The organism is Microbacterium sp. KNMS (assembly GCF_053851835.1).
This window is the reverse complement of sequence record NZ_JBSQBP010000021.1, coordinates 1-17,834: the sequence shown is the minus strand read 5'-3', so window position 1 is coordinate 17,834 and position 17,834 is coordinate 1. Positions and strand designations below refer to the sequence as shown.

The 17,834-nt window shown below is 71.5% G+C and carries 19 protein-coding genes and 1 rRNA gene; 7 read left to right on the top strand and 13 right to left on the bottom strand.

Translation table 11 applies throughout. The features are described 5' to 3' along the window. The first annotated feature begins 2 nt into the window (after positions 1-2). Positions 3-779, top strand: coding sequence for a hypothetical protein (locus ACWXWW_RS13190; RefSeq protein ID WP_455970196.1), 777 nt, complete (start codon positions 3-5; stop codon positions 777-779). Here the strand turns inward: ACWXWW_RS13190 and ACWXWW_RS13185 are convergent. The 6 genes from ACWXWW_RS13185 to ACWXWW_RS13160 all read right to left on the bottom strand — a co-directional run bounded on the left by ACWXWW_RS13185 (position 760) and on the right by ACWXWW_RS13160 (position 7,490). Continuing rightward, positions 760-3,825 (bottom strand): AAA family ATPase, encoded by a 3,066-nt coding sequence (locus ACWXWW_RS13185; RefSeq protein WP_455970195.1) that lies wholly within the window; start codon positions 3,823-3,825, stop codon positions 760-762. The genes ACWXWW_RS13190 and ACWXWW_RS13185 overlap by 20 nt on opposite strands. Beyond that, positions 3,822-4,979: an exonuclease SbcCD subunit D gene (locus ACWXWW_RS13180; protein WP_455970194.1), complete on the bottom strand. Its 1,158-nt coding sequence runs from the start codon at positions 4,977-4,979 to the stop codon at positions 3,822-3,824. The genes ACWXWW_RS13185 and ACWXWW_RS13180 overlap by 4 nt, the downstream gene beginning before the upstream one ends. Positions 4,980-5,090: 111 nt before the next feature. Continuing rightward, positions 5,091-5,477 (bottom strand): nitroreductase family deazaflavin-dependent oxidoreductase, encoded by a 387-nt coding sequence (locus ACWXWW_RS13175; RefSeq protein WP_455970193.1) that lies wholly within the window; start codon positions 5,475-5,477, stop codon positions 5,091-5,093. A gap of 306 nt (positions 5,478-5,783) precedes the next feature. Further along, positions 5,784-6,755 carry an SDR family oxidoreductase gene (locus ACWXWW_RS13170; RefSeq protein ID WP_271174371.1) on the bottom strand — a complete coding sequence of 324 codons (972 nt, stop codon included), beginning with the start codon at positions 6,753-6,755 and terminating at the stop codon, positions 5,784-5,786. A 10-nt stretch (positions 6,756-6,765) separates the two neighbouring features. Further along, the gene (locus ACWXWW_RS13165) at positions 6,766-7,206 is read right to left on the bottom strand and encodes a pyrimidine dimer DNA glycosylase/endonuclease V (protein ID WP_455970192.1); all 441 of its coding nucleotides are present in this window, start codon (positions 7,204-7,206) and stop codon (positions 6,766-6,768) included. Next, positions 7,203-7,490, bottom strand: coding sequence for a GNAT family N-acetyltransferase (locus ACWXWW_RS13160; RefSeq protein WP_282980131.1), 288 nt, complete (start codon positions 7,488-7,490; stop codon positions 7,203-7,205). The genes ACWXWW_RS13165 and ACWXWW_RS13160 overlap by 4 nt, the downstream gene beginning before the upstream one ends. A 461-nt stretch (positions 7,491-7,951) precedes the next feature. On the opposite strand from ACWXWW_RS13160, the gene ACWXWW_RS13155 reads away from it, so the two are divergent. From ACWXWW_RS13155 to ACWXWW_RS13145, 3 genes are read left to right on the top strand one after another with little or no spacing between them, the layout of a single operon-like run. Beyond that, on the top strand, positions 7,952-8,671 hold the full coding sequence (locus ACWXWW_RS13155) for a winged helix-turn-helix domain-containing protein (RefSeq protein ID WP_419775793.1): 720 nt from the start codon (positions 7,952-7,954) through the stop codon (positions 8,669-8,671). Between the two features lie 47 nt (positions 8,672-8,718). Then, positions 8,719-9,702, top strand: a complete 984-nt coding sequence (locus ACWXWW_RS13150; protein ID WP_455970191.1) for a DNA-3-methyladenine glycosylase family protein — start codon at positions 8,719-8,721, stop codon at positions 9,700-9,702. Positions 9,703-9,720: 18 nt separating this feature from the next. Further along, on the top strand, positions 9,721-9,915 hold the full coding sequence (locus ACWXWW_RS13145) for a hypothetical protein (RefSeq protein ID WP_271174366.1): 195 nt from the start codon (positions 9,721-9,723) through the stop codon (positions 9,913-9,915). Between the two features lies 1 nt (position 9,916). Here the strand turns inward: ACWXWW_RS13145 and ACWXWW_RS13140 are convergent, their stop codons facing one another. From ACWXWW_RS13140 to ACWXWW_RS13125, 4 genes are all read right to left on the bottom strand, one after another. Then, complete coding sequence (locus ACWXWW_RS13140; RefSeq protein WP_271174365.1) at positions 9,917-10,672, bottom strand: iron ABC transporter ATP-binding protein; 756 nt, start codon at positions 10,670-10,672, stop codon at positions 9,917-9,919. Then, the gene (locus ACWXWW_RS13135) at positions 10,669-11,715 is read right to left on the bottom strand and encodes an iron chelate uptake ABC transporter family permease subunit (RefSeq protein ID WP_455970190.1); all 1,047 of its coding nucleotides are present in this window, start codon (positions 11,713-11,715) and stop codon (positions 10,669-10,671) included. Before ACWXWW_RS13135 ends, ACWXWW_RS13140 begins: the two co-directional genes overlap by 4 nt. Further along, entirely contained in the window at positions 11,708-12,694 is a 987-nt protein-coding gene (locus tag ACWXWW_RS13130; RefSeq protein ID WP_455970189.1) for an ABC transporter permease, read from the bottom strand. Before ACWXWW_RS13130 ends, ACWXWW_RS13135 begins: the two co-directional genes overlap by 8 nt. 65 nt (positions 12,695-12,759) lie before the next feature. Then, on the bottom strand, positions 12,760-13,764 hold the full coding sequence (locus ACWXWW_RS13125; protein ID WP_455970188.1) for a siderophore ABC transporter substrate-binding protein: 1,005 nt from the start codon (positions 13,762-13,764) through the stop codon (positions 12,760-12,762). Positions 13,765-13,910: 146 nt separating this feature from the next. On the opposite strand from ACWXWW_RS13125, the gene ACWXWW_RS13120 reads away from it, so the two are divergent. Continuing rightward, positions 13,911-14,693, top strand: a complete 783-nt coding sequence (locus ACWXWW_RS13120) for a siderophore-interacting protein (protein ID WP_421076058.1) — start codon at positions 13,911-13,913, stop codon at positions 14,691-14,693. Positions 14,694-14,696: 3 nt separating this feature from the next. On the opposite strand, the gene ACWXWW_RS13115 is transcribed toward ACWXWW_RS13120, so the two are convergent. After that, positions 14,697-15,257 carry a hypothetical protein gene (locus tag ACWXWW_RS13115; protein WP_271174361.1) on the bottom strand — a complete coding sequence of 187 codons (561 nt, stop codon included), beginning with the start codon at positions 15,255-15,257 and terminating at the stop codon, positions 14,697-14,699. A 103-nt stretch (positions 15,258-15,360) separates the two neighbouring features. Between ACWXWW_RS13115 and ACWXWW_RS13110 the strand changes: the two genes are divergently transcribed. After that, positions 15,361-15,657 (top strand): DUF503 domain-containing protein, encoded by a 297-nt coding sequence (locus ACWXWW_RS13110; protein ID WP_282980125.1) that lies wholly within the window; start codon positions 15,361-15,363, stop codon positions 15,655-15,657. Between the two features lie 5 nt (positions 15,658-15,662). On the opposite strand, the gene coaBC is transcribed toward ACWXWW_RS13110, so the two are convergent. After that, positions 15,663-16,877: a bifunctional phosphopantothenoylcysteine decarboxylase/phosphopantothenate--cysteine ligase CoaBC gene (gene coaBC / locus ACWXWW_RS13105; protein WP_455970187.1), complete on the bottom strand. Its 1,215-nt coding sequence runs from the start codon at positions 16,875-16,877 to the stop codon at positions 15,663-15,665. 71 nt (positions 16,878-16,948) lie between these two features. Here coaBC and ACWXWW_RS13100 point away from each other — a divergent pair, with 71 nt between their 5' ends. After that, the gene (locus ACWXWW_RS13100) at positions 16,949-17,677 is read left to right on the top strand and encodes an NRDE family protein (RefSeq protein ID WP_455970186.1); all 729 of its coding nucleotides are present in this window, start codon (positions 16,949-16,951) and stop codon (positions 17,675-17,677) included. A gap of 82 nt (positions 17,678-17,759) precedes the next feature. On the opposite strand, the gene rrf is transcribed toward ACWXWW_RS13100, so the two are convergent. Then, a 5S ribosomal RNA gene (rrf, locus tag ACWXWW_RS13095) occupies positions 17,760-17,834 on the bottom strand; the annotation flags it as partial.

Sequence of the window (17,834 nt, the reverse complement as noted above, 5' to 3'; positions counted from 1 at the left end):
GGATGGCTCCCGCGACCGACGACGAACTGCGACTCCTTCGCGAGCAGGCCTTCGGGCGTGGGGCGGACGGCGCGACGCGCGCCGCCGCACTCGCCCGCCTCGCGGAACTCGACGGTGCGGCCCGGGCCGCGAAAGTCGACACCGCGGGTGACGAGGGCGTCGCGGCTGCATCCCCTTCGCTCGCGGCGGACGGGTCGGCGCAGCCTGGTGCGGCAGCGGACACGCAGAGCGCGGCATCGGAGGGCGATCCAGTGCTGTCCGCTCCAGCGGATGGCGTGTCGGGATGGCGATGGATCGAACGGCTTGCGGCGCACATGCGCGGGCTTCCCTCGACCAGACTCCTCGCTCTCTGGGCTGCATCGCTCGTCCTCACCGTCGCGGTCACCCTCGGGGGCGGGGCCGCCGTGTCGAGCATCGACGTGCACCGCGTCGCCGTGCTGCACGTCGACCCGGACGGCGAGCTGCCGCCGGAACTCGATATGCCGGGAGATGTCACGGTCTTCGAGGAGTTCCACGACATCAGCTTTGTGACCTACCCGCTCAGCGGTTCGGGGCGTACGGCAGCCGGTACACGGTGCATGCAGGCATCAGCTCCGCTCCCCGATGACGGAGCGCGGTACTTCTTCGGGTTCGCGGCTTGTGCGTTCGGGCCATTCCCCGCGACCATCGCGACAATGATCGACGAAAGCGCGCCGGCGCCGCTTCGCGACATCTTCCCCGTCGGAACCGCTCTCCAGTTCGAGCTGTCCGGAGATCAGATCATCGTCCGAGCGGACTGACGGTCTCCTGGGTCACGGTGCTCCAGCCCTGAGGCGTGCGATCGACGCGCAGCTGCGCGGGGATCTGCTCCTTCATCGCCTCGACGTGGCTGATCACGCCCACGGTGCGGCCGCCCTCGCGGAGGCCGTCGAGCGTGCGCATCGCGACCTCGAGCGTCTCGCTGTCAAGTGATCCGAAGCCCTCGTCGATGAAGAGGGTGTCGAGCGTGATCCCCCCTGCGCGGTTCGTCACGACCTCGGCGAGGCCGAGCGCGAGAGCGAGGGAGGCGAGGAACGTCTCTCCGCCCGAGAGCGATCGAGGTGACCGCGGCTGCCCCGTGAAGCGGTCGAGCACCTCGAGCCCGAGGCCGCTCGCCGCGTTGCGGTATGCGAGCGCGTCGGTGTGCTGGAGCGCGTAGCGGCCATCCGACATCTCGTCGAGGCGGCGGTTGGCGGCTTCGACGATGCCCTCGAGCTCGGCCGCGAGGACGAACGTCTCGAGGTCCATCTTCTTCATATTCCGCCCGGCGACGGCGTCGGCCAGGTCGCGGATGATCGTCGCCTCTCGCACCGCGGCGGCGATGCTCTCATGCGCCTCCTGCGCCCGGCGGAGCGCGTCCTGCAGCGCCGCAGCGAGCTGACGCATCGACGACAGGTGCGCGACAGCCGCGTCGCGGGCGTCGTCGGCCGCGGAGAGCGCGGCCTGCGCGCCGTCGACGTCGATCGGCTCCTCGGGCAGCACGAGGAACTCGAGCTCCATGAGCGCGGCTTTCGTGCTGCGCAGATCGCCGTCGTGGGTGCTGATCCGCTGCTCGAGCTGCTCCTGCGCGGCGACGTCGCGGATGGCCGTGCGCGCACTCTCGACATCGGCGAAGCCCGCGTCGCGGACGGCCCGATCGAGCGCCTCGGCCGCCTCTGTCGCGGCTCGCTCCGCACGAAGCGCATCGTTCTGTGCTTCGGCGTAGGCCTCTGCGGCTGCCGCGCGCCGGGTCTCCGTCTCGATGCGATCGGCGACCGACTCGGCATCGCCTCTCGCTGCCTTGACCGTCGCGCGGTTCTTCTCCAGCCCGTCCTCCGCCGAGCGGATGCGCGAGGCCAGCTCGGTCTTCTCGGTCTCCACCGCGGTCCGCTCGGCCCCGAGGCGCTGCTCCTCCTCGGCGAGCTCGCGCTGGGCCGACTCGATGGCCTTGAGCTCCTCTGCCGCGGCCGTCGCCGCGCGGAGCTCCTCTGCCGCTGCGTCGCGTTCGGACTCGAGCTGCTCGACGCTCCGCCCGCCCGACTTCGCCTCGGCTTCGGCGAGCGCGCGCTGCGCCTCTCGACGGGTCTCGGATGCCGCGAGCTCGGTTCGGCTCGCATGCGCCTTCCGCTCCTCCGCGGCGTCGATCTCCTCAGCGGAGACATGATCGTCGTCCCGCTCGGCTGGCGCGGGGTGCGCCGTGGACCCGCAGACCGCGCACGCGACGCCGTCCGAGAGCTCCGCCGCCAGTTCGGCGGCGTAGCCGCTGAGGCGACGACGATGGAGCTCGACGAGCTCGCGATCGGCGGCGTCGCGCGCACGCAGCGCTTCCTCGGCCGCCGCGGCGGCCCGCTCGTACGCAGACGCGAGTCGTGCAACCTCACGCGCAGCCTCGAGCTGCGCCGTCGCCGAGGTCAGCCGGTCCTCCGCGTGGCGGCGCTGCCCCGCGGTCTCCGTGGCAGACTTCGCCGCGGCGTCGAGCTCCCCGCGTCGACGCGGGATCTCCGCGAGGCGCGCCGCGACCTCATCGGCGCGCTCCTGCGCTCGTGCGGCTTCGTCGCGCAGGGCGGCGAGGGCCTCCTCGTCGGCGACGAGACTCTGCTCGACGGCGAGAACCGGTCGCCATTCACCGATCCGCTGCTGCGCCTCCGTCGCGATCCGCTCGAGATCGGCGGGCTCGAGGCCCTCGCCCGACGCGAACTCGGACCACCGCTCCGCCGCGCCCTCGACCGCGCTCACAGCGGTCGCGACGGCGGCGAGGGCGCGTCCGGCGCCATCGAGCGCGCCGCGGACGCTCTCCGCCCGGCGCGCCGCGGTGAGCTCCGCCCGCGCGCGCTCGATGTCGTCGATGCGCGCTTCGAGCTCGTCGAGCCGGCGCCGCAGACCGTCACGCTGCTCCTGCTTCTCCCGTTCGCCGCGGAGGCGGTCGAAGGTCTCGGCGGCCGCCTCGCGGCGGCGACGCGCCTCGGCCTCCGCGGCCTCCGCGATCTCCACTTCGTGGCGCGAGCGCTGCTCGGCGCGCTCGAGCTCGGCGATCCGCATGTCCTCAGAGGCGCGCCCGGTCGCAGCCTCCGTCGCCTCTCGGCCCGGGCCATCCGCGGTCGCCGCATCCGCGATCGCGCCGCCCTCGCCATCCGCCGCAGCCTCGGACGAGGACGGAAGCCGCGCCGCGATGCCATCGGCCTGGTCGAGCACGACCGAGAGGAGCTGACGCCCCTCGGCGACCGTCGCCTCAGCCGATGCCCGCCGCTGATCGAGATCCCTCTCGTAGTCCTCGAAGCGGCGCGAGCCGAAGAGGGTGCGGAGGAGCTTCTGTCGATCGTTGTTGTCGGCGAGCAGGAAGCGGGCGAAGCGCCCCTGCGCGAGCAGGATGACCTGGAGGAACTGCTGCTGGTTGAGTCCGACGACCTCGGCGACGAGGTTCGCGACGTCGCGGTCCTTCGCGGCGCGCCAGTCGACGGAGTCGCCGACCACCTCGCCCATCTGAGCGCGTGCGGGAGCCGTCGTCATCCCGTCGCCGCGCTTCTTCGGGCGCTCGTACTCGGGCGATCGCTCGATGCGCCAGCGGGTGCCGCCGGTCGTGAACTCGACGGCGACGCTCGTCGGGTCGTCGGGCTCGCAGTGGTCGCTGCGGAGGCGCTTCTCTCCGCCCTCGTAGCGCGGAACCGAGCCGAAGATCGCGAAGGTGATCGCGTCGAGGATGCTCGATTTGCCGGCGCCCGTGCGCCCGCCGATGAGGAAGAGGCCGTCGGCGGCGTATGCGTCGAGGTCGACGACCTGGCGCCTGCGGAAGGGGCCGAAGCCCTCGATCTCGACGCGGTGGATTCTCATGCGCGCGTCTCCGCGGCCTCGCGGGTCGAAACGACCTCGCCGATGATCTCCCGCTCGACGTCGGTCGCGCCCTCGCCGTTGCGCACGTGCGCCAGGAAGTCGTCGACGAGCTCGCGGTCGGAGCGCGCGCTCTCGACTCGCTCACGGAAGGTGCGACGCTCCTCCTTGACTCCTCCGGCGGGTGCGAGCTGGATGGTGGCGCATCCGTCGAAGCGCGCGCGGAGCTTCCGCATCGGCTCGAGCGGCGGGTTCACGTCGGTCAGCACGGCGCAGACCCAGTCGCCCTCGTGCTCGCGGTAGCGCTCGTCGGCCAGCAGCTCGTCGAGGGTGCCGCGCAGAGTGACGAGCCGGCGCGGGATGGGGAGGTCGAGCCATTCGATGCTCTCGACACCGTCGGCGCCGAGATCGACGATCCAGGCACCGCGGGGCTTGTCGCCCTCACCGAAGCTGTAGTGCAGCGGCGCGCCCGAGTACCGGACGTTCTCCGCGAGCCGCGACCGCCCGTGGATGTGCCCGAGCGCGACGTAGTCGGGCCCGTCGAAGTCGACGAGCGGCACGACGTCGAGCGACCCCTGCCGGATCTCGCGCTCGACGCCCGCGGTCGGTTCGACGTCGCCCGCGAAGCAGTGGGACGCGACGATCGATCGCCCGCCGCGCTCGGAGCGGTCGGCGTTCACGAGGCTCATCGCGTGACGGATGGCCTGCTCCTGCGTGCGCAGGTCGACGTCTGGCCAGACGCTGCGCACGATCGCGGGCTCGAGGTAGGGAAGACCGTAGAAGTGCACGGACCCGTGCTCGTCGTCGATCGTGACGGGAGTGCCGACCGAGCGCGGATCGGTGATGATGTGCACGCCGGCTGCGCTGAGCAGCGGCGCCTGGAAGCCCAGGCGCGCTGCCGAGTCGTGGTTGCCGCTCGTGACGACGAGCTGAGCCCCTGCCGAGCGGATGGCCCGGAGCGTGTCGGTGAGCAGTTCGAACGCGGCAGCGGCGGGCGTACCGGAGTCGAAGACATCGCCCGCGACGACGACCACATCGATCTTCCGGGCGCGCACCTCCTCGACAAGGGCATCGAACACGCCCCGCAGCGCATCGAGCGTCGAGAACCCGTGGAAGGTCCGCCCGATGTGCCAGTCCGAGGTGTGCAGGATCCGCATGCTTCAACGGTAAGGAGGGGGTCGGACATTGCCGCGGCGACGCGGCGGGCAGGGGTCAGGAGGTCATGCGCGACCGCCGCCGTACGACTACTTCCACCCGGAGCTGACGGCCTAACGCGCCACCCGCAGCAGCCGGAACTCCCGCCTCCGCAGCAATCGCAGCAGCCACGACGCCGGCGGGCCGAAGGCCTTGAGCCCCTCCTCGACGCCGTACGGCTCGACGGAAGTGATCTCGAACCACTCCCCCCGATGCAGCACGCGCCCGCCGCCCGCGACGACGTTGCGGTACCAGTTCACCTGCGGGCCGTACGTCAGCTCGGCGACCAAGCCCTCGGGCACGCGCGCGAGGATCAGCGGTGCTTCGAAGGTCCGACCTGAGCGCCGTCCGACATGCTCGATGAGCGAGAACGGACCCCGCCCGCTCCGCGCCGCGCGCAGCGTCAGCGGGTTGAGGGTGCGGTTGAGCACCTTCAGGAACGTCGACTTCACGCGGGTCATGGGATTCCCTTCCGGGACCATCTTGCGGCGTTTCGACTCGCGGAGACCAGAGCGAGGAAGGTCCCGAGGTCGGCTTGCGGCGTTTCGACGCGCGGAGACCAGAGCGAAGAAGGTCAGGAGGTCGGCTCGCGGCGTTTCGACTCGCTTCGCTCGCTCAACGACCGGGAGGGAGCGACCGCTCAACGATCGGGAGGTGGCGATCGCTCAATGACCGGGAGGGAGCGACCGCTCAACGACCGTGAGGGAGGCATCGCTCAACGACCGGGGAAACGGAACCCGCTCAACGACCGGCCGGACGACCCGCCCCTACGCCCCGTGCTTCGCGATGAGCCGATCGAACGCGGCATCCAGCTCCGCGTCCACCTCCTGGCGCGACGGATCCGCCCGATGCCACTCGACGATCTCGCGCGCACCCTCCGCGAACGGCGTCGTCGCCGTCCATCCGGGCACGAGCTGCTTGATCCGCGTGTTGTCGAAGATCACCGAGTGCGCCTTGTCGCCCACGAGCCCGGGGCCCATCTCGGGAAGCTCGCGGGCGATCGCGTCCGACGCCACGTGCACGATCTCCGGCTCGCGACCGAGCGCGCGGCCGAGGAGCCGGGCGATCTCATCCCACGTGAGGCTCTCGTCGCTCGTGATGTGCACCGCCTGCCCGAGCGCGTGCGGATTGCCGAACAGCCCGACGAACGCCCGAGCGAAGTCGCGCGAGTGCGTGAGCGTCCACCAGCTCGTGCCGTCGCCGTGCACGACGATCGGCCGCCCGTCGAGGATGCGCTGCAGCGCGGTCCACTTGCCCTCGAGTGGGATGAGCGACGGACCGTACGTGTGGCTCGGCCGCACGATCGTCATCGGGAAGCCCGACGCGCGGTACGCCGCCACGAGCAGGTCCTCGCTCGCGATCTTGTCGCGCGAGTACTGCCAGAACGGGTTCCGCAACGGCGTCGACTCCACGATCGGCAGCTGCGCGATCGGCTTCTGATACGCCGACGCACTCGAGATGTAGATGTACTGCGCCGTCCGGCCCTCGAAGATCCGGATGTCGTCGGCCACCTGCTGCGGAGAGAAGCTGCGGAAGTTCGCGACGACGTCGAACGTCTCGGCCCCCACGGCGCGCTCGATCGATGCGGCGTCACCTGCGTCGCCGACGAGCGAGCGCACGCCCTCCGGTACCTCGCTCTTCCCGCGGTTCAGCACGGTGACGTCGTGCCCCCGTGCGAGAGCCTCCTCCGTCACGTACGAGCTGATATTGCCGGTGCCGCCGATGAGGAGGATGCGCATGGACGCCACGCTACTCCCGCCCGCGCTCCCAGGGCTCGACGTCGCCGGGCACGATCACGAAGAGCGGATGGCTGTCGCGCGTGAGGCGCGCGGCATGCGCCTCATGGAGCTCAGGAGAGCGGATGGCCAGCTTGCGCAGCAGATGACCCCATTCGAACTGGAGCTGGCCCGCGGTCGCGGGGATCGCCTCGACCTCGCCGTGCGGCGGGACCGCGATGCGCTCGGCGTCGTATCGATAGCCGCGGCGGGTCGCCTCCTCCTGCACGCCCGCGAGGTAGGCGCCGATCGCCGCTTCCGGATCCGCGTGGGCGCGGAAGCGGTCGAGCTGCGGGTGCGCGGTGTAGCCCTTCGTCCGCCCCAGGAGCACCGCCTGCGCGAGCAGGCCCTCACGCCAGACGGCGGTGAGCCCCTGCCGATCGAGGAGCGAGGGGTGCAGCGTCCAGAGCCTCACGAAGCGAGCAGGCCGGCGCGCTCGGGATGCTCCGCGAACCAGTCGGCCACGTACCAGCACACCGGCAGCACGCGCCGATCGCCGCGGGACTCGATGTCGGCGACCGCGCGCTCGGTCACGACCGCGGCGTAGCCGTGGCCTCGGAAGCGGGGATTCGTGTACGCGCGCGTCAGCGCGACCGTGCGCCCGTTGTCGCGGTAGTCGAGGATGCTCACGAGGTCGTCGCCCCGCCGCAGCTCGTAGCGCGACGCCTCGGGCGCGTGGGTGAAGTGGAGCTCGGTCACCCTCCGAGAGTACGCCCGCCCACCGACACCGAGGCGCGTGCAGATCGCCCTGCCGGGAGGCTCTCAGCCGCGCACATCCGTCACTTTTCTTCACGCAGACCGTCACATCCGGACTCCGTTTGACACACCCCGACACGCCCGGACATAATCGGCGACATGACTGACAGCACACAGCCCTTGTCCGCCTGGGAGGCGAACGGGACTGCCGGCATGATGATGGCCGGCTGTGTTGTCACGTGCTGTCGAATGTGCAGCTGACGTCGGATAACCCCTCAGCAGCACCGCCAGGGCACCGCGAGACCCCCATGGTCGCAACGCCCCCGAGCTCCGATCACCCCGGCAGCTTCGACACCGCCGCATCCGGCACCGGCCGAGCTCACGATCAGGCGATCACCGCCGATTCGGCCGCACCTCAGCACGACCGAACCCACCGGGTTCCCCCGCAGAAGGACTCCATCATCATGTCTGCTTCCCTCCTCGAGCGCCCCGCGACCGTCCGCCCCGCCGCTCCCACCGCCCGTCCGACCCACCTCCGCGCCGTCCCCTCCCCCGCCGAGGCGCCGCAGACCGGCCCGCAGCCGGGCGTCTCGCCCCGCGGCTTCGCCCTCTACGTCGGGCTCGACGAGGCCAAGGCCGTCGCCGACGGCGTCTCGCTCTCGACGATCGTCGAGGCGCTCCGCCGCACCATCGCGGAGCTCTCCCCCAGCGCCGAGACCTACGCGGCCGTCGCGCTCGCTCCGCAGAACGCGGGCGGCCGCGACGTCGACGTCGTCCGCCTCGCCCTCAAGGAGCCGGGTGCGGTCGCCCGCGTCCAGCCCGAGACGACCGAGCCCGAGCAGGCCGAGGGCGTCGTCGTCGACATCTCGCGCAAGCGCGTCCTGCTCGACGGCGAGTCGGCCGCCCTCACGTTCAAGGAGTTCGAGCTGCTGCAGTACCTCGTGCTCCGCGAGGGCCGCACGATCGAGCGCACCGAGCTCGTCGAGTCGCTGTGGCAGGCGCAGAGCGAGGACGACGTGCCCGGCGAGCGCACCATCGACGTGCACGTGCGCCGCCTGCGCGCGAAGCTCGGGCGCTACGAGGACATCGTCCGCACGGTGCGCGGCGTCGGGTACCGCTTCGACCGCCACGCCGACGTCACCATCCGGTACGGCGCCGGCGCCCCGTCGCCCGACCGCTTCTGACCCGCGCCGCGCACCGCTTTGTCGGGTGCGGGGCGTAGCGTGGCGGCATGATCCCTCAGGCCGCGCTCGAGTCGCGCTTCGCGCCCCGCGAGCGCGACCCGCGGCCCGACCCCGGCCCGCGCCTCGAGACGGTCTACCGCCCGCGGCGCCCTCTCGACCTCTACGCGACGGTCGCCGTGCTGCAGCGCGGCCCGGGCGATCCGGCGCAGGCCTTCGACCGCGGCGTGGTCTGGCGCGCGACGCGCACCCCCGACGGCATCGCGTGCACGGCGCTGCGGCAGACGGCGGATGGCGCGGTGCGCGCCGCGGCCTGGGGCCCGGGGCGCGCGTGGGCGATCGCCCAGGTGCCCGCCCTCTGCGGCGCGCTCGACGATGACGGCGATTTCGACGCACGCGCCCATCCGCTCATCGCGGACGCGCACCGGCGGCACCCCGGCCTCCGCATCGCGCGCAGCGACCTGCTCTTCGACGCGCTCGCGCAGTCCATCACCGAGCAGAAGGTGACCCTGCGGCAGGCGTTCGGCGCCTGGCGCGCCCTCGTCACGTGGTTCGGCGAACGCGTCCCCGGCCCGACACCGCGGCCCCTGTTCGCGCCGCCCTCGATCGACGGCTGGCGGCTCATCCCGTCGTGGGCATGTCACAGAGCAGGGCTCGAGCCGCCGCAGGCGCGCACCATCGTCGAGGCGGCCCGACGCGGACCCTCGCTCGTACGGGCGGCGCTCGACGCGGCGGATGGCGACGGTCGCGACCGCGCCCTCACGGCCATCCGCGGGATCGGCCTCTGGACCGCATCCGAGACGCGCATCCGCGCGCTCGGAGACCCGGACGCGGTGAGCGTGGGCGACTTCCATCTCGCGCATCAGGTCGGGTACGCGCTCACCGGCTGCCGGACGGACGACGACGGCATGCTCGAGCTGCTCGAACCCTGGCGCGGGCAGCGCTACCGGGTCATCCGCCTCATCCTCGCGTCCGGCGCGAGCGAGCCGCGGCGAGCGCCGCGCCTGCACATGGAGGACCACCGCGACCGCTGAGCGCGGCATGATGGTGGCATGACCCGCGGCCGCACCCTGCTCATCGCCCTCGGCGTGCTCGCGCTCGCCATCATCGTCGGGCTGATCCTGGGCAACGTCGGCCTCGGCATCGTGCTCGGCCTCGTCGTCGGGCTCATCCTCTTCATGTCGTTCGAGTCGCGCCGCGGGCGCAACCAGGGCGTGAACGACGAGGATCACGGCATCGAGCTGTAGGTCAGTAGTAGACCGCGAGCGGCCCGTTCGGGCCTGCCACCACCTGCACCGGGGTGTCGAAGACGCGTGTCAGCACCTCGTCGGTGAGGATCTCGTCGGGCGTGCCGAACTCGACGACCCTGCCGTCCTTGACCGCGCAGATGCGATCGGCGTAGTGGCCCGCGAAGTTGATGTCGTGCAGCACGATGACGATCGTCCGCCCGAGCTCCTCGGCCGCGCGCCGCAGCTGCTTCATCATCTGCACGGAGTGGCGCATGTCGAGGTTGTTGAGCGGCTCGTCGAGCAGCACGTACTCGGTCTCCTGCGACAGCACCATCGCCACGTAGGCGCGCTGCCGCTGACCGCCCGAGAGCTGGTCGAGATAGCGGTTCTCGAGCGCGGTGAGATCGAGGAAGTCGATCGCCCGGCTGATGATCTCCTCGTCCGCCCGCGTCAGACGCCCCTTGGAGTACGGGAAGCGCCCGAACGACACGAGCTGGCGCACGGTCAGTCGCGTGATGAAGTGGTTCTCCTGGCGGAGGATCGAGACGATGCGAGCGAGGTCCTTCGAGGCCGTGCTCGCGACGTCGCAGCCCGCGATCTCGATGCTGCCCTCGTCGATGCCGAGCAGGCGGCCGATCATCGTGAGGAGCGTCGACTTCCCCGCGCCATTCGGCCCGACGAGGGCCGTGATGCCGCCCTCGGGGATCTGCAGATCGACGGGGCCGATCGCGACCTCGGTGCTGTAGTCCTTGCGGACGCCGGTGAGCGAGATCACAGCCTGCCCTTTCTGAGGATGACGAAGAGGAAGACGGTTCCGCCGACGAGCTCGATGATGATCGAGACGACGCCCTGCGCGGCGAAGACGTTCTTCATGACGAAGTACGCCCCGGCCAGGACCACGAAGCCGGTCAGCGCGGCGACCGGGAAGACGAGGCGGTGGTCGTACGTGTCGGCGAACTGGTAGGCGAGCGTTGCGACGAGGAAGCCGAGGAACGTCAGCGGACCGACCAGGGCCGTCGAGACCGCCATGAGGATGGACACGAAGAACAGCATCCGCATGACCTCGCGTCGGTGGTCGATGCCGAGGCTCGTGCTCAGGTCGCGGCCGAGGGCGATCGCGTTGAGCCGGCGGCCGTTCGCGAGGATGAAGATCACCGCGAGGCCCACGAGCGGGAGAGCCACGGGCAGGTAGGAGGCGTCGGCGTTCGCGATGCTCCCGAACAGCCGGGCCGCGAGCACGTCGAACTCGCTCGGCGTGAGCAGCCGCTGCATGAAGGTCGAGACCGACCCGAGGCCCGCGCCGATGACGATCCCGACGAGGAGCATGATGTGGAGGCTTCCGTACCGCCCCGACAGCAGCCATCCGTAGAGCAGCAGCGAGAGCCCGACCATGAGGGCGACCTGCAGGAGGAACTGCGGCACGCCCTGAAGCGCGACCACGCCAGCCGCGCCGAGGAAGTAGACCGCCGATGTCTGCACGGCCGTGTAGAGGGACTCGAAGCCCATGATCGACGGCGTGATGATCCGGTTCTCGGTGACCGTCTGGAACGTCACCGTCGCGATCGCCTGGCACACCGCGACGACGGACAGCACGACGAGGTTCGTCGCGCGGAGGTTCGCGATGCGCCAGAACCCCTCGGAGCCGACGGGCATCGGGTTGTCCCACGCGAGCAGTCCGAACGCGGCGCCGGCCGCGAGCGCGGCGAGCACCGCGAGCAGGATGCCGTAGCGGCGCCGCGCGCGGAGGGTCGGCAGCGGCGCGGCGCTGCGGCGGGTCGCGGCGCCTGCGGGGGCGAGGACGGTTCGGGTGTCAGCCACGTCGACGCTGCCTCAGGAGAAGGAGGATGAAGACGGCGGCACCGACGACACCCAGGATCAGGGACACCGGCACCTCGAACGGCATGATGATCGTCCGCCCGACGAGATCGCACACCGTGACGATCGCGATGCCGAGCAGGCAGACCCACGGCAGGTTGCTGCGCAGGTCGTCGCCGCGGACCATCGAGACGACGTTGGGCACGATCAGCCCGAGGAAGGGCAGGTTGCCGACGACCACCGTCACGACGCCCGTGGCGACCGCGATGAGGGCGGTTCCGAGGAGCATGATGCGGTTGTAGTCGAGGCCGACGTTGGTCGCGACCTCCTCGCCCAGCCCCGCCACCGTGAAGCGGTCGGCGGCGATGAAGATCGCGATCCCCACCGCCAGGACGACCCACAGCGGCTCGTACTGACCGCGCAGGACGGAGGTGAAGCTGCCCGCGAACCACACGCCGAGGCTCTGCAGCATGTCGGTCTGCAGGGCGAAGAACATGGAGACCGAGCCGACCACGGCGCCGAGCATGATCCCGACGATCGGCACGATGAGCGAGGACCGGAGCGAGACCCTGCGCAGGAAGAGGAAGAAGACCATCGTGCCGACGAACGCGGCGACGACCGCGCCGACCATCCGCGTGAGGATGCTCGCGTCGGGGATGAGCACCATGACCGCGAGGAGGCCCAGCCCCGCCCACTCCGTCGTGCCCGTCGTCGTGGGCTCGACGAAGCGGTTCTGCGTGAGCAGCTGCATCACGAGGCCGCACATCGCCATCGCCGCGCCCGCGAGCACGAGGGCGACCGTCCGGGGGATCCGGGTGATCGCGAACATCTCGGCGCCGTCGTCGGCGCCGAGCACGTCGTAGACGCCGACGAAGAGCGAGAGCACGAGAAGCGCCGCGACCACGGCGACGCCGATCAGCAGCCGAGCGTCGAAGAGACGGCTGCGGCGCGCGGGCGCCGCGGTGGGGATGGCCTGAGTCATGGGGTCCTCTGCGTCGACGGCGGGCCCGCGTCCTGCGGGCCCGCCACCGGTTCAGCCGTGTCGGATCACGCGCCCGTTTCGAGGGCGTCGGCGAAGTCGTTGAAGAACTCCGTGTACGTCTGGATGCCCTCGTTCGTGTACGTGTCGGCGGGCATGTACACGATCTGGTCCTCCTGCACGGCGGTGACGCCGGCGAGCGCCTCGGAGTCCTCGAGCACCTCGGCCGCCTGCGTGTACTCCGGGTCGTCTGCGGCGACGGCCGCGTCACGGTCCATCACGAGGAGCCAGTCCGGGTTCGAGTCGGCGATCGCCTCGACGGAGATGTCGTCGCCCTGGTGGTCGTCGCTCGACTCCGCGACCTCGAGCGCGGGGGTGAGACCGAGGATGTCGAACACCGGACCGAGCGTGCGGCCGTTGCCCGGCGCGGAGTACCCGATCTCTCCGCCCGACGTGATGACCGCCATCACCGAGTCGGCCGGGTCGTAGGCGGCCTTCACGCGCTCGATCGCAGCGTCGAGGTCGGCCGCGAGCTCCTCGGCCTCGGCCTGCTTGCCGAAGACCTCGCCGAGCACGGCGACCTGGCGCTTGAGCTCCGCGTCGAAGGGCTCGCCCTCGCGCGGGTCGAGCTCGAGGATCGTCGCGTCCGGCGCGAGCGCCGCGAAGTCGTCGTGGTACTGCGCGAAGCGCTGACCGTTCACGATGAGGTCGGGCTCGGCCGCGACCACGGCCTCGAGGTCGGGCTCGTTGTGCGTGCCGAGGTCGACGATCGCGTCGTCGGTCGTGTACGGGATCGTCTCGGGCATGAGCGACACGGCGGCGGCGGAGAGCTCGATGCCCCAGTCGGCGAGCGTCTCGAACGTGCGGTTGTCGGTCGCGACCACCGACGTCGGCGGGACGGCGACCGTCTGCGTGCCGTTGTTGTCCTCGACCTCGACCGAGGTCGGCTCGGCGGCCGCCGACTCCTCGGGAGCGGCCTCGGCGCTGTCATCGGCGGCCGAAGCGCAGCCGGCGAGAGCGAGGGCGGATGCCGCGACGAGCGAGAGCGCAGCGATCGGACGGGTCGTGGACATAGCGGTGCCTCCTGGGTCGGAGAGCGCGGTGTCATCCGCGGTCTCGTGGGGGACGATGCCGGGAGCGCCGCTCTTCCTCGGGACGCTCGATTCAGGTAAGCCGAACCTAACCGGATCGCAGGAAGGCTAACCTAAGTCTTATGCACTTGTCGAATTCCACGGACGCCCGCTTCGCACTCGAGCGCTCGCGCGTCGACCTCCGCTTCCGGTTCACACGGCTCGCCTCCCGCGAGTGGATCGGTCCGGACTACGTCCGGGTGCGCGTTCAGGGCGACGACCTCGCGGGCTTCGGCGAGGGCCTCGGCCACGACGACCACATCCGCATCTTCTTCCCCGACGGCGCCCCGTCGAGCGTCGAGGAGATGCGCGAGGCGCCCAGCCGCGAGTTCACCCCGCTGCGGTGGGGCGAGGACTGGCTCGACCTCGAGTTCGCCGTGCACGGCGACGAGGGCGTCGCGGGCGTGTGGGCTGCTGGCGCCCCGATGGGCTCGCTGCTCGGCGTCGGGGGCCCGCGCGGCACGCTGCGCATCGACGGCGCGCCCGACGCGTGGCTCCTCGCGGGCGACGAGACCGCCATCCCGCAGATCCGCCGCTACGCTGCGGCGATCCCGGATGGCGCGAGCGCCCGCGTGCTCGTGGAGGTCGCGGATGCCGCGCATGAGGTGCCGATCGATGCACCGGTCGCCGTGGAGTACGTGCATCGGGACGGCGCCCGCCCGACATCGGCGCTCATCTCCCGGCTCGACCAGCTCACCGAGGCCGACCGGCCCGATGGCGACGTCTTCGCGTTCATCGCCGCCGAGCAGGCGGTCGTCAAGGCCGGGCGCTCGCTCGCCGTCGACCGCTGGTCGCTCGACCCCGAGCGCATCGTCGTCAAGGGCTACTGGAAGGCCGACGAGAGCGGCGCGACGTACCACGCCGCGCACTGAGGCTCACGGGTTCGAGCCGACTCCGTCGAGCCACTCGGCCCAGTGCGCCTTCCACCACTCCGCCTCCTCGGGCGTGGGCAGCTTCTCGTGCGTGACCGTGAGGCGCGTGCCGTCACCCGCGTCCTCCGCGGTGAACGCCACGATCCCCGTCTCGATGCCCTCGTGGGTGACGCGGAAGCGCAGGTTCTTCGCCGTGGGCCGCGAGAGCAGCTCGGTCTCGACCTCGCCGAGCAGCTCGCGCCGCAGCGCGTCATCGAGCAGCGCGTCGCGCAGGGTGTCGGCCTGCACGCGGAGACGCCGGCTGCGCGAGACGCTGAACGTCCCGTCGGGCATCTGCCCCGGCAGCCGCAGCCCTCGGATGCGCTCGTAGCCGACGGTCACGGACTGCGCCCACCACGCGTCGACCGCGTGCGCGTCGACGAGCCAGCGGGCGATCGCCGTGTGCCCGGCCTCGGGGCCCGGGCCGGCGTCGATGAGGGCGACCCACTCGTCCCATCCGCGCCCTGTGCTCGCCGTGACCGTGGCGTCGTCGACCGTGGGCTGCGCGATCCAGGTGCTGCTCATGCGCGGAGCCTACGCCGCGTCGCTGGCGATATCCCGGACATCTCGGGTGGATCCATCCGCTGCGCGCTCACGCGCGCCGAGGCGGCCATGCGACACTGGCGCCATGTGGATCGGCTGGGTCGAGTTCGACGTCCTGCTGGGTGACGTGCACTCCCTCAAGGAGAAGCGGAGCGTCATCCGGCCGCTCATCGCGAACCTCTCCCGCCGCACCGAGGCCGCCGCCGCGGAGGTGGGTGCGCACGACCTGCACCGGCGGACCGCGATCGGGCTCTCGGTCGTGGGCGCCGACCTCGCGCACGTGCGCGACGTGCTCGACCGCGCCGAGCGCGTGCTCGCGGAGGAGCACCCCGAGGTGACGCTCCTGTCCGTCCGACGGGGACTGCACTCGAGCGACGACTGAGGGGGTCAGCTCCGCACGGCGAGGATGGCGTCGATCAGCGCATCGGCGACCTCGCGCTTGGAGCCGGTGACGGATGCCGCGACCTGGTCCTGCGCGTCGATGATCGTGAGCGCGTTGTCGGCCTGCTCGAAGCCCTCCGACCATCCGACCGCGTTCACCGCGAGGAGATCGACGCCCTTCCGTCGACGCTTCCGAACCCCGCGCTCGAGAAGGGTCTCCCCCTCCGCGGGCGTCTCGGCGGCGAAGCCGACGACCGTCTGGCCCGGCCTCCGGTCGGCGGCCAGTCCCGCGAGGATGTCCTCGTTCTCGACGAGCTCGAGCGTCGGGGGCACGCCGCCGGCCGCCTCCTTCGTGAGCTTGCTCTCGGACACCGACGCGACGCGGTAGTCGGCGACCGCCGCGGCCATGATCACGACATCGACGCCGGGCGCCACCTCGCGCATCTCCGCGGCGAGCTCGGCGGCCGTGCCGGCGACGCGCACCCGGATGCGGGGGTGGCCCTCGAGGGCGCTCCGGACGGATTCGTCCACATGCGCGAGCACCGCGGTCACCTCGGCCCCGCGGTCGGCCGCCGCGATCGCGATGGCCGCGCCCTGGCGACCGCTCGAGCGGTTGCCGAGGAAGCGGACGGGGTCGATGGGCTCGCGCGTCCCGCCCGCAGAGACGGCGATGCGCAGCCCGGCGGCGTGCTGTCGACGCGCGAGGATCGCGCGCAGAGCCTCGTGGATCCGCTCGGGCTCGGCCATCCGACCCGGCCCGACGTCGTCCCCCGTGAGCTGCCCCGACTCCGGGCCGACGAAGAGCACGCCGCGGCGGCGCAGGGTGTCGACGTTCGCCTCCGTGGCGGGATGCCGCCACATCTCCGTGTGCATGGCCGGGGCGACGACGACCGGCGCCGTCGTCGCGAGCAGCGTCGTGCCGAGGAGGTCGTCCGCGATGCCCGCGGCCATCCGCGCGAGCGTGTTCGCGGTGGCAGGCGCCACGACGACGAGGTCGGCCGCCTGGCCCAGCGCGACATGGCGCACGCTCGCGACGTCCTCATGCACGGATGTCGTCACCGGATGGCGGCTGATCGCCTCCCAGGTCGGCAGACCGACGAAGCGCAGCGCGTCAGCGGTGGGCACGACGTGCACGTCGTGACCGTCCTTCACGAGCAGCCGCACGAGGTGCACGGCCTTGTACGCGGCGATGCCGCCGGACACTCCCACGACGATGTTCATCGAGTGCGATTCTCCCATCCGTCTGGCCGCCCGGCACCCCTCCGCGCGGCCGTAGGCTGATCGGGATCGCTATGTGCACCGTCGTCATCCGCATTCCCGAGCCCGGCGCCACCGCCGAGCCCATCCGCCTTCTCGCCGTGCGCGACGAGGACCCGGCTCGCCCGTGGAACCCGCTCGGCTCGTGGTGGCCGCAGCTGCCGGACGTCGTCGGTGTGCAGGATCGCCTCGCAGGAGGCGCATGGCTCGCAGCCCGGCCGGGCCGCCTCGCGGTGCTGCTCAACCGCGCCGGCGAACCGGATCTCCCGGCCGCTCAGTTCGCCTCGCGCGGGGGCATCGTGCTCGACGCGGTCAGCGGCGTCACCCCGCAGGGAGAGCTCCGCACCCTGGGCTTCAACCTCGTCGAGGTCGATGGAGAGGGCGCGTCGATCGTCTCGTGGAACGGGCAGGAGCTGCGACGCGAACGCCTGTCCCCCGGCACGCACATGATCGCGCACACCGATGCGGACGACCCGGCCACGCCGCGCATCGCGGCATGGCACGCGACCTTCGAGGCCGCGTCGACGGATGGCGATGCGAGCGGATGGTGGGAGCCCTGGCTGAAGGTGCTCGCGCAGAGCGCCGAGCTCAGCCCGGAGGACGACCGCGCGATCATCCGCGACAACCGCCCGCACGGCTACCCGACGCAGTCGCTCCTGGCGTGCGTGGCATCGGTCTCCGCGCAGACGACCGACGTGCGGTACGCCGAGCTGCCCCACGCAGGCGAGTGGTCACCGCTGAGCTTCGAGCCGCCGCGCGGCTGACTGCCACGAGGCGGTGTTCGGGTGATGCCCGTGTAACGCACGAAAGGCCACCCGACGTTGGGTGGCCTTTCGTTCAGGTTAAGTCCGGCGGTGTCCTACTCTCCCACAAGGTCCCCCTTGCAGTACCATCGGCGCTGAGAGGCTTAGCTTCCGGGTT